The organism is Arthrobacter sp. UYP6 (genome assembly GCF_040547315.1).
Classification (GTDB): domain Bacteria; phylum Actinomycetota; class Actinomycetes; order Actinomycetales; family Micrococcaceae; genus Arthrobacter_B.
Map to the genome: position 1 here is coordinate 26399 of NZ_JBEPPM010000008.1, position 15893 is coordinate 42291.

The following is a 15893-nucleotide window of genomic DNA, read 5'->3' on the forward strand; positions in this document are numbered from 1 at the left end:
CCGCAAGAGTAGATCGGGAGTTCGGTCCTGAATAGAAGACCGAGGCAGTGAAACTAGCTGTATTGACCACCAGAGACATTGGGCCGTGTGACGTAACCTGAATGGGTGAAACACATGGGGGATAACAGCGGCGTTGCACCGGGGCTGTACGAGGAGTTGCATACTGGACGCCTCACGAGGCAACTAGAGAATTACCCGGAGCTAAATCCGGTATTCGAGTCAATCCCTTCCCATGAATCTCCGGATGTCCTCGCAGCACACATCGCAGAAAAAGTTCGTGATGTCTTGACCAGCACTGACCCAAAGGACCGGGTCGAAGTAGCGAACAGAATCCTTGCGGGCTTCTCAGCAGAGAAGATCGAACCTGGCCCTGCCCACTTGCTGTCTTTGTTTCCGTCTGAGTCCCTTCGACGCCGCCAGCTCCGCCGACCCACAACACCGCTCAGCAAGCCAGCGCTCCTGACCAACGGCAAAGACGATCCCAACCTGGCCGCCGAACTCCGTGCCGAAATGGGATCGGCCAACAGCGTTGATCTGCTCTGTGCTTTCATCCGCTGGACCGGCCTCCGGCTCCTTGAACCGGCCTTGGAAGACCTCCGCGACCGAGGCATCCGAATCAGGGTCATTACCAGCACCTACATGGGAGCCACCGAGCGGCGGGCCATCGACGAACTGGTGCTCAAATACGGCGCCGAAGTCCGGATCAACTACGAAACTCACGCCACCCGGCTCCACGCGAAGGCATGGCTTTTCCGCCGCGACACCGGGTTCGACACGGCCTACGTCGGCAGCTCGAACCTCAGCGCACCGGCCATGCTGGACGGACTCGAATGGAACGTGAAGCTCTCCTCCGTGGGAACCCCGGATCTGCTGCGCAAGTTTGAGGTCACCTTCGACAGCTACTGGGAACAACCAGCCTTCCAGCCCTACAACCCGGAGACCGACGGCGACCGGCTGGACGCGGCACTGGCCCGCAATGGCGGCCGCACTACTGCCCGCCCGGACAGCACCACAGGACTGGAGATCCAGCCGTACCTGCACCAGCAGGAAATGCTGGAGAACCTCGAAGCGGCACGCACGGTCAATGATCAGCACCGGAACCTGCTCGTGGCTGCAACCGGGACCGGCAAGACCGTCATCGCGGCGCTGGATTACAAACGGCTCTGCGAACGCGAAGGCCGCGACCTGACACTGCTCTTCGTTGCCCACCGCCAGGAAATCCTTAAGCAGTCGCTGCGGACCTATCGGGATGTTCTGCAGAAGGGCTCTTTCGGCGAACTGTGGGTTGGCGCCCACAAACCCGCCCAGTTCAAACACGTCTTTGCGAGCGTTCAGTCACTCTCGGCGCTGGGAATGGAGAATATCGCGCCGGACCAGTTCGACGTCGTCGTCATTGACGAGTTCCACCATGCCGAAGCCCAGACCTATCGCAGGCTCCTGGATCGGCTGCGTCCCCAGGAACTGCTGGGCCTGACGGCCACCCCTGAGCGCGGCGACGGTGTGAACGTTGCCGACCAGTTCTTCGACGGCCGTATCGCCGGTGAGCTGCGGCTGTGGGACGCGCTCGACGCCGATCTGCTGGTGCCGTTCCACTACTTTGGCGTGGCTGACAACGTCGATCTGAGTCAGGTCGAATGGAAGCGCGGCGCCTATGACACCACCCAGCTGGACGCGCTTTACACCGGCAACGACGTCCGTGCCGCCAAGGTCATCAGCGAACTCCGGGACAAGGTCACGTCTACCAGTGACATGCGTGCCCTGGGCTTCTGCGTCTCCGTGCAGCACGCCCGCTACATGTCGGAGGTTTTCAACCGTGCCGGCATCGCTTCCCAAGCGGTCTCCGGTGACACACTTGAGGCGGAGCGTGCGGAGGCGCTGCAGCGGCTGCGCGCCCGCGAGCTGAACTGCCTGTTCGCCGTCGACCTCTTTAACGAGGGCCTGGACCTGCCCGAGATCGACACGATTATGCTGCTGCGGCCCACGCAGAGCGCGACGGTGTTCCTGCAGCAGCTCGGCCGGGGACTCCTGCGGGCGAAGGACAAGGCTGTGCTGACGGTGCTGGACTACATTGGCCAGCAGCGCCGCGAGTTCCGGTTCGATGCCAAGCTGCGGGCGCTGACCGGTCTGCGCCGGAAGGCACTGGAGAAAGCGGTAGAGGAGGGCTTCCCGTTCCTGCCTTCGGGGTCGCAGATCATTCTGGACCGGGTGGCGCAGCAGACCGTGCTGGAGAACATCCGTGAGCAGCTGCGGGTCAACCGGAAGCAGCTGGTGGCTGAGGTCCGGTCCTACGGAGAGTCGGTGCTGGAGGACTATCTCCGTGAGTCCGGGCGGGATCTGCCGGATGTGTACCGGCGGACGGGGGATTCGTGGACGTCCCTAATCCGGGAGGCCGGGCTGGTGGATATCGGCTATACCGACGACGCCGTGTTGGCATCTGACCGGGGTGAGTCGCCGGTGGAGGAGGATCTGCTGCGGCGGATGACGGCGATGCTCTGCATCGATGATCCTGAACGCGCGGAGACCTACTCGCGGCTCGTGTCCGACGGCGCGCCACGGTATAAAGAGCTCAGCGGCCGCGAGCAGACTCTCGCGCGGATGCTGTTCTTCGCGCTTTGGCCCAGCGGGGGAGGGCTCGCGTCGTACGACGAGGGACTGGATATTCTGCGGAGCTATCCGCTGGTCTGCGCCGAGATCCGGCAGCTGGCTGCTCTGGGGGTGCAGCGCTCACGCTACGCACCGAAGGGTCTTGGTCTGGGGCTGCAGCAGGTTCCCTTGTACTCGCACGCCACGTACCGGCGGGAGGAAGTTCTGGCTGCGCTCGGGTACTTCCAGCTGGGCGGGAAGACGAGCCACCGCGAAGGCGTCGCGTGGTGTGAGGAGACCAGGACGGACGCGTTCTTCGTGACTCTGGAGAAGGATGAGAAGGAACGCGCGGCGTCCATCATGTACAAGGACTACGCGATGAGCCCGGAGGTCTTCCACTGGGAATCCCAGAACGCGACGTCTCCGGAGAACACGACCGGCCAGCGGTACATCAACCACAGATCTCTGGGATCGAAGGTGCTGCTCTTCACTCGGCCGCGGCAGCGGGATGAGAACGGGATGACCATGCCGTACACCTGCCTTGGACAGCTGGAATATATGTCGCACTCCGGGTCGAAGCCTGTGGCCATCGTGTGGAAGCTACACCGGGCGATGCCTGCGGATGTTTATGTTGAGGCTAGTGCTGTGGCGCAGTGAGAACCGATCCTGCTACTCGTTCCGGCGGTGCTAAAGGACCAACGTTTGACCACGGCGTGGGATCCAAGACCACCTAACGCTTTTGGCGCGTGTGTGGCTGGTGTGTGGGAACAGGGGCTTTGGGCCAAGTTTGACCGTTGCCATCGGCTTGCTGAGTTGAAAGGTCCAAGAAATTCGGCAGCGTTATCGATTCCAGGCTCGGCCAATCCGTCTAACCGGCGGGTTCTCCGCTTAGACGCTAGGATTGCCGAATGTCGTTTCAGACCCCGCAGTACAGCCTCGAAGATTTGCTGACGAAGACTCGGACGGGCGCTCTGCAGCTGCCTGATTTCCAGCGCCCCTATCGGTGGAATGATGAGCGAATTCGTTCGCTGATCGTGACTATCCTGCGTGGACACCCCATGGGCGTGCTGATGACGTTAAGGACCGGCGGCACGGAAGTCCGCTTCAAGCCACGCCCCGTAGAAGGATCGCCAGCAACTGGGGTGGAGCCAGATCTCCTTCTGCTCGATGGGCAGCAACGAACGACTTCTATGTTCCAGGCTTTGACCGGGACGGGAGTGGTGGATACAGAGGACGACCGCCACAAGCGGATGCGCCGAAGGTACTTTGTAGATGTGCGCCAAGCCCTTGGCAGTCCGCGGGAACAGGACGCCGCGGTTCGCTCCCTGTCCGAGGACGGGATCGTGCGAAGCGATTTCGGGCGCAAGGTCGACATGGATGTCTCGACGGAAGCCGGGCAGGTTGCCCACGGTTTGATGCCTGTGTCTACTCTCTTTAACCGGGATGCTGCGATGCAATGGCTTTTCGCTTACATGAGCGCAGACCCGAACGAGCATGCCGCCCGAATGCAGGTGTTCAAGGACTTCACCACAAAGGTACTCTCGCCAGTGTCCAACTACGCTGTCCCAGCCATCGAGCTGGGCAACGACACCACACGCGAGGCTGTGGCGACTGTCTTCGAGAAGGTCAACGTCGGCGGCATGCCCCTTGACGTATTTGAACTGCTCACGGCTACTTTTGCCGGTGACAACCACTACTACGAGGAACGAGGGGAAGATTTCCGGCTGGGTGAAGACTGGAAGAGAACGCAGGACATCATCGCCGCGCATCCCGTGCTGAAAGACTTCAGAACAACCGACTTTTTGATGGGCGTCTCCGTGCTAGTCACCTTGGAATATCGCGATGCCGCGCTGAGGCGACAGGATCCAAAGCCGCCGGCAACCAGCGCTCGGCGGGAGGACATACTCTCGATGAGTCTTGCCGACTACCTCCGGTGGGCAGAGAGGCTTCGAAAAGCGCTGCCCTCCGTGGCCAGGCACCTGCATTCTCTGCACATCCATACGGCCAACGACATCCCGTACAAAAGCCAGGTTGTATCCCTAGCGATCATTCACGTCCTGCTTGGTACTGAAGCCGAGGAGTATGGCGTCCGTGCTCGCATCAATCAATGGTTCTGGTGCGGTGTTCTGGGAGAGCAATACGGTTCGACCATCGAAGGCAAGCTTGCCCGCGACGCCGAACAGGTGCCCGGCTGGGCCAAGAGCGGCCCCTTGGGTGAGCGACTGGCCCAGCCTGACATTGTGGCTAGAGCACAGTTTGCTGAGACCCGTCTTGGGTCACTTCGGACACGAAACGCCGCGGCCTATAAAGGCATCTATGCGCTGCTCATGGCCCAAGACGTTCCATGTCGGGACTGGAAGATGGATCAGATCATCGATCACAGCAGCTATCAGGACCTGAAAATCGACATTCACCATGTTTTTCCAAAACAATGGTGTATCGAAAACGAGATACCTGTTCCGTGGCGGGAAAGCATCATAAATAAAACCCCTTTGTCACGGAGAACGAACATTCAGATAGGCGGCGTCTCACCAGCAACGTACATGCAGAAGCTGGAAGCGGGACTGCCTCCGGGGCATCTCGATGCCTTGGTTCGCACTCATGCCATAGACCCCAACACTCTCCGCTACGGCGACTTCGACAGATTCTTCCTTGCCCGGATGAAATCCCTGGTCGCTCTGATTGAAAAGGCAACTGGTAAGGCTGTGAACCGGGATTGGAACGACGAGGCCGAAGCAGAGATCTCCCAGTTCGACGACCTTGAAGGGGCCAACCTTGAAGGGACCGAGGCCGAAGACCTGGATGAGGTAGCTACGTAGGAGCACCGCCCAGCTGCTTCTCGCTGGACCAACGGCGGGCTGACTCTGAACCCGCTGCACTGGCCGGCCCTCCACGATGAGGCCCTGCTGATGCAGACCTTCGACCGCTTCCATCCGGACTACGCCAGCTCGAAGATCTGGTTGGGCACGCCAAACTGGACTGGGGCGGTTTAACTCCTGACCAACAAACCGCTCGGTTTCACGAACCTCGAGCCCGAGCGGGAACCTGTGGCAGAGAATGTCAACGCATTGCCGATCCGTCTCTGAACGTGGATGACCATACGTGGCTGGAGGAGAGCCGGCCGAGGCAGCTGATCGTGGGGCGGTGATCTAACCGGCATCCGACGCTCTCGATTTCCTGGTTCGCGGCGCGGACGACACCACGGCGGCCGGCGGGAGGCCGGCTATGAACCTTGTGATCACATCGATACGACCCGCCAGACGATGAAGGCAATCTGCCTCAAAAAAATGGGGAAAGATGGTTACATGGTCTCTTCTTCGTTTGGTCAGGTCTTGGATCAGCTGTACTTCTCCGCCACTGATGAGCGGGATAAGGGCACTAAGTTTGAACGGCTGATGAAGCGGTATCTGGAGCTGGAGCCAAAGTACTCCGATCAGTTCTCCGAAGTTTGGCTGTGGAGCGACTGGCCGGAACGTGGCAAGCAGGTAGACACCGGGATCGATCTGGTGGCACGGGACCGTTACACCGGGGAGCTGACTGCGATCCAGTGCAAGTTCTACGACCCGCAGCGCCGGTTGGAGAAGAAGCAGATCGATTCGTTCTTCACTGCCATGGGCAAGACAGACTTCTCCTACGGGATGGTGGTTTCCACCACCGATAACTGGTCCAAACACGCTGAGGAAGCCCTGGAAGGCCAGTCCAAGCCCACCACCAGGCTGCGTCTGCAGGACCTGGCGGCTTCCACCATTGATTGGGAACAGTTCGATCTCTCCCAGCCTGACCAGATGGTGCGTTCCAATCTGAAGGAACCGCGCAAATACCAGCGCGAGGCGATCAACGATGTGATCACCGGTTTCCAGGGCTCTGACCGGGGCAAACTGATCATGGCCTGCGGAACGGGCAAGACCTACACATCGCTGAAGATCGTCGAAGAACTGGTCCCGGCTGGCGGCAGTGCCCTGTTCATGGTTCCCTCCATCGCCTTGCTGCAGCAGACCCTGAATGAATTTACCGCCCAGGCCACGGTTAACCTGCGTCCTCTGGCGGTGTGCTCGGATGCGAAAGTGGGCCGCCGCGAGGATGAGGACGTTTCCGTCCATGACCTGGCGTTTCCGGCGACGACGGATCCGCAGAAGCTTTTCTACCGGGCGAGGATCAGCACGGGTCAGGACGCTGTAACCGTGGTGTTCTCCACCTACCAGTCCATCGACGTCATCGCACAGGCACAGGCCCTGGGCCTGCCGGACTTTGACCTGATTCTGTGCGACGAAGCCCACCGCACCACCGGCATCACTGAACCCGACCATGACGATTCAGCGTTCGTCCGGGTCCATGACCAGCAGTATCTGCGCGCCGCTAAACGCCTGTATATGACGGCTACCCCGCGGATCTACGTGCAGGAGTCCAAGACCAAGGCCGCGGAGAACGAGGTAGCTGTCTACTCCATGGACGATCAGGACATATTCGGGCCCGAGTTCCACCACCTCGGGTTCGGCAAGGCCGTGGAAATGGGCCACCTTTCCGATTACAAGGTCTTGGTCCTGGCTGTGAACGAGGACGCTGTGTCCCGGTCCTTCCAAGGCTTGTTTGAGGAGAACGGGGACCTGTCCCTGGATGATGCTGCCCGTATCGTGGGCTGCTGGAACGGGCTCTCCAAACGCGGGGTCAACGGTGAGCGTCTGTCCATCGGGGACACGGCACCGATGAACCGGGCGGTGGCGTTCGCCCGGAATATCAAGGAATCCAAGAAACTGGCCGAGCAGTTTGAGCTCATCAGCAGGCAACTGCAGGTCGACGATGAAGAGGCCTTGAAGCTGGAGGCTGGGCACGTGGACGGTACGTTCAACGTCCTGGAACGCTCAGCGAAACTGGAATGGCTGCAGGATACAGACCGAAAGGGCAATGTCTGCCGAATCCTGTCCAATGCTAAATGCCTCACTGAGGGCGTGGATGTTCCTTCCCTGGATGCGGTGCTGTTCCTGAATCCGCGTAATTCCCAGGTCGATGTGGTGCAGGCGGTTGGACGTGTCATGCGTAAATCCGAGGGCAAAGAGTACGGGTACATCATCCTGCCCATTGCTGTGCCCTCAACCTCGGACCCGGAAACCGCGTTGAACGATAACAAGAAGTACAAAGTCGTCTGGGACGTGCTGCAGGCATTGCGTGCCCACGACGACCGGTTCGAAGCGATGATAAACAAGTTGGATTTGAACGGGAACTCCAACGATAAGATCGACGTCATTACCGTCGCCGGTCCCTTCATCAACGACGACAGCAAACCCGGGAATAATGAGAAGCCCGGGGCGCAGGTCCCTGAAGCACTGTTCCACATGGCAAAGGCGGATGAATGGCGAAACGCGATTTTCGCCCGCATGGTCCGCAAGGTTGGGGACCGCCGCTATTGGGAGCAGTGGGCCGAAGACGTCAAGGGCATCGCTGACCGGCACATCATTCGTATCCGGGCCATCCTGGATGGACCTGATACCCGGGTCCGGGACGAGTTCGCCGTCTTCCTCGAAGGACTCCGCGGAAACCTCAACGCGTCAATCTCGGAGAATGACGCGATCGACATGCTCTCCCAGCACTTGATCACCAAGCCCGTGTTCGAAGCTTTGTTCCAGGACTATTCCTTCGCCGCCCATAACCCTGTCTCCCGGGTCATGGACTCCATGGTCCAGGTCCTCGAGCAGTACAACCTTGAATCCGAGGTGCAGAACCTTGAAGAGTTCTACCGGTCGGTGCGGATCCGGGCCGAAGGCGTTGAGACCGCCGAAGGCAAACAGAAGATCATTACCGAACTCTACGAACGATTCTTCAAACTCGCGTTCCCCCGCACCGCTGAATCCCTCGGCATCGTCTACACCCCGGTGGAGGTCGTGGACTTCATCCTGCGTGCGGTGAACGACGTCCTGCACAAGGAATTCGGCGTCTCGATCTCCGACGAAGGCGTGCACGTCTTGGATCCCTTCACCGGAACCGGAACATTCATTGTGCGGTTGTTGCAATCCGGGCTCATCAAACCCGAGGACCTGCTGCGCAAATACACGCAGGAATTGCACGCCAACGAGCTCCTGCTCATGGCGTACTACATTGCCGCGATCAACATCGAAGCAACCGTCCACGGACTCCTGCGCGATCAAGCGACCGTGGCAGGGACAAGTTCTGACGCTGTCGGCTACGAGCCCTTCGATGGAATCGTCCTGACAGATACGTTCCAGATGACCGAGGACGGCGACACCCTCGATGAGCACGTGTTCACAACCAACAACGACCGGGTGATCAAGCAGAACGCCCTGGATATCCGTGTGATCATCGGCAACCCGCCTTATTCCGTGGGCCAGACCAGCGGCAACGACAACAATGCGAACCTAAAATACCCGACCTTGGATGAATCCATCCGGCGAACGTATGTGAAACGCTCCACAGCGACGAACAAGAACTCGCTTTACGACTCCTACATCCGTGCCATCCGCTGGGCCTCGAACCGGGTTCTGAACTCGGAGAACGGGGGAGTGGTCTGCTACGTCTCCAACGGCGGATACATCGATGGCAACACCGCGGACGGGCTCCGCAAAACCCTCACCGAAGAATTCCACGAAATCTACGTCTACAACCTGCGCGGAAATCAGCGCACAGCGGGGGAGCAAAGCCGCAAGGAGGGAGGGAAGATTTTCGATGCCGGAAGCCGGGCCACTGTTGCTGTGCTGCTCCTTGTGAAGCGCCCCGGACCTGTGATCGAATGCCGGCTGAACTACCGGGATATCGGGGACTACCTCGACCGCAAGCAAAAGCTCGCGATCATCGACGATTCCACCGTCGAGAACGTTCCCTGGCAGCAGATCCTCCCCAACGTTGATGGGGACTGGATCAACCAGCGCAACGACCTCTTTGAGACCTTCACACCGCTCGGATCAAAGGAACTAGCCAAGCCAGGAATCTTCCGAATCCATTCGCGTGGACTGGCAACAGCCCGCGATGCTTGGGTCTACAACACATCGGAGACGAAGCTGCGGTCCAATGTGGAGTCGATGGTGAACTTTTACAACAGTGAAGTTGACCGCTACGTCCGTGAGGGCAGCGGCCAACAGATGGATACGTTCATCAACTCTGATCCAACGAAAATGAGTTGGAACCGGGCCGATAAAGTTCAAATAAAGAGGGGCAGAAAATACACGGCCGCTGAGGAAGGTTACCGAACCTCCCTATATCGCCCCTTCAACCGGCAACATGTCCAGTTCAACCGAAAACTCAATGACATGGTGTACAAGTTGCAGGAGATATTCCCGACCGCGGAAACGGAGAACTTCGGCTTCTACGTCGTCGGTGGAGGCAACGACAAACCCTTCTCGTCTCTGATGGTCTCCGAACTCCCTGACCTGTCCTTCTGGGGCTCCGGGCAGGGGCAGTTTTTCGCCCGCTACACCTATGTCACTCCGGTGCCGGGTGACGACTTGTTCGCTGAACTAGCCACCAGCCCAAAGGACTCAGGGCCTCAGCGCATCGATAACATCACCAACGAGGCCCTCGCCGACTACAGCGAGGCCTACGGTCCGGCGGTCACCAAGGACGATATTTTTTACTACGTCTACGGGGTGTTGCACTCACCCGAATATCGGGAACAGTTTGCCTCCGACCTCAAGAAGATGCTCCCGCGCGTCCCCAAGGTGCCGGACACAGACCGCTTCCGCTCCTTCGTGGAAGCCGGTCGGGGGCTGGCTGACCTTCACCTTGGGTACGAAGACCTGGCGCCCTATTCGCTCACCGAGCGTGAGCCCTCCCTGGTTGGTGCCAATGATGAGTATGCCAAGTACGCCGTCACGAAGATGAAGTACGGCGGCAAGACGGGTGCCTGGGACAAGACCCGGATCATTTACAACAGCTTCGTCATTGTTGAGGGAATTCCCATCGAAGCGCATGAGTACATGCTCGGTTCTCGCTCTGCCATTGACTGGATCCTGGAGCGATACCAGATCAAGACCGATAAAGCTTCGGGCATCGTCAACGACCCGAACGATTGGTCACGGGAACATCGGCAGCCTCGCTACATCATCGATTTGCTGGGAAGAATCGTGACACTGAGCCTGGGAACCATGCGGATTGTGAAGGATTTGCCGGATTTGGGTATTTAGTTCGTCTGTGCGGACCTAAGCCTGGAACCACTGCTGGACACCAAGCCAGGCAATCTATGCATCTGAGGTCCCGGCCAGCCACATAATCTCTATGCCGCCTTCATTCGCCTAGAGCCACAGCCAGTAAACCTAACGGCACAACAGCACCGGCCGGCGTGCCTCACTGCACCACGGCTGGCAGCACGCTAATCCATCAATACCTTTGTCACCGTTCCGTGCTGCGCGGCCTCTTCGCATGGTTCTTTGTTGGGTTGCGCGGCTGCGTCAGCGATTTTGCATTGGTACGGCACACCTCGCCGGCCGGCGATCCGCACGAGGGGCAGTCATGGGAAAGATCCATTGTCGCCAGCAGGTCGCGCTCGTGCCCTTCGTAGAATTCATCCGGTGCGATCGCCATCGCACGTTCAATAGCAGCCTCTACCTGTGCGCGGTTCTTAACCAGTGCCCGGTGAAATTTAGTGGCATCTCCGATGGCACTCATCACCTGCGGAGCTTCGTCCCACAGGATCAGCTGAAATGTCGGGAATGGTCGTGGGCCGCCGAAGTCGCCGTTGAGAAGAACCGATCCGGCAGCGCGTGCCTCCGCTATCTGAAGCATCTCCAGATAATGTAGTTCCAGTTCGCTCGTTGCGGTCGCCACCACGCTCTTTCTGAGGCTTCCCGGACCATTCTGGGCGAGGGCTTCTATAACGTTGACCCCGCTGCCGTAGTAACTGCTCACGTGTTCTGTGTCCAGGCGGGTGCTCTGCCCAATATACAACCAGCCGTCTTTATCGTTTTCGGTCCGGAAGATATAGCCGACCGGGCCCGGTTCAATAGAAGCCTTTTTATTCATTGGTTTCCCCATTCCCGCAGTGCCAGAAACTCCCATTCTACGGAAAAGGCACCAACCTGCCTAAGTCATGTCGCACGGCAGTCCAGCCGTTGTAAGCATCCGGCCCGTACTCCACCCAAAAAACATATATTCAAGATGGGCCCACAGGCTCCGTCCACCGTGCCAAAACCGTTTGTGGACGCTGGGTCGGTCGCAGCAGCCAGTGTCCGGCTTCGTACACTGCCTTCCTCAGAGCCATGATTTCTGACCTGCGCTGCGAGATCTGCCCGTCCTGCCAACGAGCGATACGAGAACCCCCATATCGCAATATGTTGCTCGGATCAGGTGCCGCACTCTCGTAGGCTTCTGGCATAGAAGCCAAGAGGCTGTGAAGTGCAGCTTCGAAGGCAAACAAGTCAATAAATTCACTGCCAAAATAGAGCACTCCCAACTCTGGTGCGAACTGTCGCATGGTTACGTGACGAAGGCCCTCTCCGTTCTCTGAGGGCTGGGGTCCTGGAACATCGAGGAACTGTCCCCCAAGCGCAATGTGAAAGTCACTCACGGAGGCAACGTCTCCTGATAGAACGAGAGAGTCGATTCGTTCGTCAAAGTGTTCGAGTGCATCTCGTACTCGACGTATTTGAAGCAACGCAGAATTTTCATCTACGTTGAGCAGCTCACGAAGTTTTTGTGCTCGTCCCTGGGCGTATACCCGCTTTTTTTCCTGTTGGGCACGCTGTCCCGAGCTAGCTTTGGAACTTATATTGGGCAAATGTGGGTCAAACATCCGAGCGAGAGTAATTCCTGCGAACAGCGCTCCTTGAAGATGGGACCATACCTGTTGCTCATCAACTCCACTATCCCGTTTCCAGACGCCTATATCAGGAGGATCGCCCTCCAATTCCCATACCGCCAAGAGTTGCCTCAGGGAAATCTGAGCTTGTTCACCTACAACCGTTAGATAAAAGATCCAGGGAACAGAGGAGTCCGTACCTCCATGGGTACTTGATATTGAAGTCATGGGAAGTGTGATTGAGGTTTGGTGCTCTGCTTGTTGATCCACAGTGACTAGTGAAGCAGAAAATGGTGGACATTTAACAGAATGGTTCGCAGGAGGAGACGAGCTGTCCTGCATCCCATGGGACAAGAGGCATACCGGCGAGACGGCTGGCGCCCCCTGATTTCCGGAGGGATGAGCGTCTTGCCACCATGTCTTTCAACCCGCTGCCTAGGCTGCTGACATACAAATTGGTTGTGAGTGTTTTCTGGCTTTTGTTGAAAGAGCGATCGAATACGCTCGGGTATCGATCTAAGGCAAGATGCTAACTGTCAGCTCAAACATTTGCTAGCCAGTGAGCATCTGCTGCGGCGACAGGGTTCACTGCCCGCAGAGGCCCCCGGATCATGGGTGACTGGTGGCAAAAACCATGCCGGAACCGGCCGGCCACACACTCATATCCTGGATCAGGAACGGGATGTGAAAAAGGTATCGAGGGCTTCCCTACCGGGAATCGACCATCTTCTGGCAGTCGTGCATGGGGGATCACCCTCACAGTTTCCATCACTGTGGGCCGGTCGGGCCCCGTAAAGCATGGACCGATCAACGGGCCTCTGTCCTGCGGGTGGTTTGCTGGACGTGGGTGACCTCCGGCGTCACAGCTGGGCGGGTGCGGACAGCCAGAGGTGGCTTCCGAGTCGAAGGCGATGTTCTGGCGATGTCGTTTTGCCTTCATTGAAGCCTGCCACCGCTGTCGCCCAGGCCGGCGCGGCGTATGTGCAGATACCAGTACCTCCTCGCAAGGCAGCTGTGATCGACTTCGTCACAGCGCAGCACGACGACTCTTGTATCCCTGAGATATATCTGTAGCATCTCTGTAATGCAGGTCACATCATGACGCCAGTCGACAATGTCCTTCCACTGCCCACAGGCTGCACCGGCACTACCAAAGACGCAGCCACCCAGTCCCAACCCGAACGGATCCGCGGAATGATCCGGCGGCAGATCATCCGCGCCGAACTGCGGCCGGGGCAGATCTTTACTGAGCCCGACCTCGCCCGCGAGTATGGGGTCTCCAAGACCCCGGTCCGCGAAGCGCTGCAGATGCTCACCGTTGAGGGCCTGGTCAACGTGCTGCCGCGCAAGGGCTACATGGTGCGCAGCCTCAGCTTCCACGACGTCCGCGAAGTCATGGACCTGCGCCTGGTCCTCGAACCCCCGCTGGCCGCGGCAGCCGCCCGCAACGTCACCGCCGACCTCGTCACCGACCTGCGCACCCAGATCGAGAACCAGTTCCGCGACGGCAACACTCTGGAAGACCGGCTCGCCGCCGCCCGCGACTTCCACGTCACCTGCTCCCAGGCCTCCCGCAACACTAGGGCCGCAGCCGTGGACCGCAGCCTGACCGACGAGGTCATGCGGTTCTACCACCTCATGCCGACCGCCCGCGACCACTTCGCCTCCGCAGAAGAACAAGCCGCACACGAAGCCATCTTCGACGCCGTCGCCACCGGCAACGCCGAAGCCGCGCAGGAACTCATGCATGACCACCTGCTCGAATCCAACGCCGCCATGATCCGCACCTTCTACAACGCCGGACCGCTCTAACCCGCCGCTCCCAAACAGCACCGAAACCCGAAAGGCAACGCAATGAAGCGTCCACTCAAAACCCTCGGTACCGCCACGCTGCTCACCTCCGCTCTGTTCCTCGCCGGCTGCGGCGGCGAAGGAGGGGCCAACGACGGCGGCGCCGGGGGAGACGGACCGATCAAGGTCGGCATCTCCCAGCTCATGGACATTGACGCCCTCAACGCCACCCGCGAAGGTTTCATCAAGGGCATGACCGAAAACGGGTACGTCGAGGGCGAGGACATCGAGTACGACTACCAGAACGCGCAGGGCGACCAGGCCACCGCCACCCAGATCGCCGCTGGCTTCGCGACGTCGGACTTTGACCTCGTCTTCGCTATCGCCACCCCGGCCGCCCAGACCGTGGCCCAGGCCGTCGGCAACATTCCGGTAGTCTTCTCCGCCGTCACCGAACCCGTGGAAGCCGGCATCGTGGAGTCCTGGGACGCCCCCGGCGCCAATGTCACCGGCACCAGCAACCTCGGCCCGGTGGAGGACCAGATTGGGCTGATCAAGGAACTCGCGCCCGACGCCAAGACCATCGGCGTCGTTTACTCCTCCGGCGAGGTCAACTCCCAGGTGCAGGTGGACCTGGCCCGCGAGGCCGCGGAAAAGCTCGGTATGGAGGTGAAGGAAGCCTCCGTCGCCAGCACCGCAGAGGTGCAGCAGGCCGCCCAGTCCCTCGATGTCGACGCGTTCTACGTCCCCACCGACTCACACGTGGTCTCCGCGATCGACAGCGTGGTGGAAGCCGCCGAATCCCAGCAGGTGCCACTCGTCGTCGGCGACAGCGCCACAGTGAAAGCCGGCGGGGCCGCCACCTATGGCCTGGATTACGAACAGCTCGGGTACCAGACCGCCGCGCTGATGGCGATCAAGATCCTCGAGGGCGAAGATCCGGCCACCATGCCGGTGGAAAAGCAGACCGAATCGCTGCTGGTCGGGTCTGCCCAAGAGCATTTATGAAGCGCCGACTTCCCCAGTACTCCGAACTCCGCGAACTTGTGCAGTTCAAAGCCTTCGACCCGGACCGGCGCCGCGCCCGGCTGGCCAAAGCCAACACCGTCTGGGACCTGCGGGATATCGCCAGACGGCGGATCCCGACGGCCGCCTTCGAGTCTGTGGACGGCGGCAGCTTTTTCGAGCACTCGCTGCGGCGGAACCGGGCGGCGTTCGACGACGTCGAATTCAACCCCCGCGTGCTCCGCGACGTCTCCACGGTGGACCTGCGCGCCAAGATCGCCGGCGTGGACGCCGCCCTGCCGGTGGGCATCGCGCCCACCGGTCTGACCCGGCTGATGCACTCCGAGGGTGAGGTGACCGGCGCACAGGCCGCCGCCTTCGGCATTCCGTGCCTCAAGCGTGGCGCAGATGCTCCGGCCCCAGCTCCGCCAGGCTGGTCACACCGATCAGCTGCATCAACAGGGTCATCTCGGTCCGCAGGATCTCCAGCGCACGGTCGACGCCCTGCCGGCCGCCGGCCATCATCCCGTACAGGTAGGTCCGGCCGATTAGGGTGAAGTCCGCACCGGCCGCAATCGCCGCGACAATGTCTCCCCCGGACATAATCCCGGAGTCCAGGATGAGCTCGGCTTCCAGTCCGACGGCTGCCCGGATTTCGGGCAGCACCTTCATCGGAACCGGGGCGCGGTCCAGCTGCCGGCCGCCGTGGTTGGAGACCACAAGGGTGCCCGCGCCGCGGGCCAGGACGTCAATCTGCCGGCCCGCAGTCCCCACG

Annotated in this window: 7 protein-coding genes and 2 pseudogenes; 7 read left to right on the top strand and 2 right to left on the bottom strand. The window is 59.9% G+C overall.

Annotated features, from left to right (window positions below):
* Positions 1-114 precede the first annotated feature (114 nt).
* From ABIB35_RS08415 to ABIB35_RS08430, 4 genes and pseudogenes are all read left to right on the top strand, one after another.
* Positions 115-3240, top strand: coding sequence for a DEAD/DEAH box helicase (locus ABIB35_RS08415; RefSeq protein WP_354180516.1), 3126 nt, complete (start codon positions 115-117; stop codon positions 3238-3240).
* Positions 3241-3491: 251 nt separating this feature from the next.
* Complete coding sequence (locus ABIB35_RS08420) at positions 3492-5402, top strand: GmrSD restriction endonuclease domain-containing protein (RefSeq protein ID WP_354180517.1); 1911 nt, start codon at positions 3492-3494, stop codon at positions 5400-5402.
* Positions 5403-5435: 33 nt separating this feature from the next.
* Positions 5436-5576: pseudogene (locus ABIB35_RS08425) on the top strand (arginine deiminase family protein); the annotation flags it as partial.
* A gap of 312 nt (positions 5577-5888) precedes the next feature.
* The gene (locus tag ABIB35_RS08430) at positions 5889-10712 is read left to right on the top strand and encodes a DEAD/DEAH box helicase (RefSeq protein WP_354180519.1); all 4824 of its coding nucleotides are present in this window, start codon (positions 5889-5891) and stop codon (positions 10710-10712) included.
* A gap of 205 nt (positions 10713-10917) precedes the next feature.
* Here ABIB35_RS08430 and ABIB35_RS08435 read toward each other — a convergent pair whose 3' ends face one another.
* Positions 10918-11547 carry a zinc finger domain-containing protein gene (locus ABIB35_RS08435; protein WP_354180521.1) on the bottom strand — a complete coding sequence of 210 codons (630 nt, stop codon included), beginning with the start codon at positions 11545-11547 and terminating at the stop codon, positions 10918-10920.
* A 1873-nt stretch (positions 11548-13420) separates the two neighbouring features.
* Here ABIB35_RS08435 and ABIB35_RS08440 point away from each other — a divergent pair.
* The 3 genes and pseudogenes from ABIB35_RS08440 to ABIB35_RS08450 all read left to right on the top strand — a co-directional run.
* Positions 13421-14134, top strand: a complete 714-nt coding sequence (locus ABIB35_RS08440) for a GntR family transcriptional regulator (protein WP_354180523.1) — start codon at positions 13421-13423, stop codon at positions 14132-14134.
* Between the two features lie 42 nt (positions 14135-14176).
* Positions 14177-15121, top strand: a complete 945-nt coding sequence (locus ABIB35_RS08445; RefSeq protein WP_354180525.1) for an ABC transporter substrate-binding protein — start codon at positions 14177-14179, stop codon at positions 15119-15121.
* Positions 15118-15486, top strand: a pseudogene (locus tag ABIB35_RS08450) (alpha-hydroxy-acid oxidizing protein); the annotation flags it as partial. The gene ABIB35_RS08445 and the pseudogene ABIB35_RS08450, both read left to right, overlap by 4 nt.
* A 25-nt stretch (positions 15487-15511) precedes the next feature.
* Here ABIB35_RS08450 and ABIB35_RS08455 read toward each other — a convergent pair.
* Positions 15512-15892 (bottom strand): alpha-hydroxy acid oxidase, encoded by a 381-nt coding sequence (locus tag ABIB35_RS08455; protein ID WP_502915756.1) that lies wholly within the window; start codon positions 15890-15892, stop codon positions 15512-15514.
* Position 15893: the final 1 nt, after the last annotated feature.

Excerpts from the sequence above, each read along its gene's own strand:
- ABIB35_RS08415 (WP_354180516.1), top strand. The coding sequence starts at position 115 with ATGGGGGATAACAGCGGCGTTGCACCGGGGCTGTACGAGGAGTTGCAT.
- ABIB35_RS08420 (WP_354180517.1), top strand. The coding sequence starts at position 3,492 with ATGTCGTTTCAGACCCCGCAGTACAGCCTCGAAGATTTGCTGACGAAG.
- ABIB35_RS08445 (WP_354180525.1), top strand. The coding sequence starts at position 14,177 with ATGAAGCGTCCACTCAAAACCCTCGGTACCGCCACGCTGCTCACCTCC.
- ABIB35_RS08435 (WP_354180521.1), bottom strand. The coding sequence starts at position 11,547 with ATGAATAAAAAGGCTTCTATTGAACCGGGCCCGGTCGGCTATATCTTC.
- ABIB35_RS08440 (WP_354180523.1), top strand. The coding sequence starts at position 13,421 with ATGACGCCAGTCGACAATGTCCTTCCACTGCCCACAGGCTGCACCGGC.
- ABIB35_RS08430 (WP_354180519.1), top strand. The coding sequence starts at position 5,889 with ATGGTCTCTTCTTCGTTTGGTCAGGTCTTGGATCAGCTGTACTTCTCC.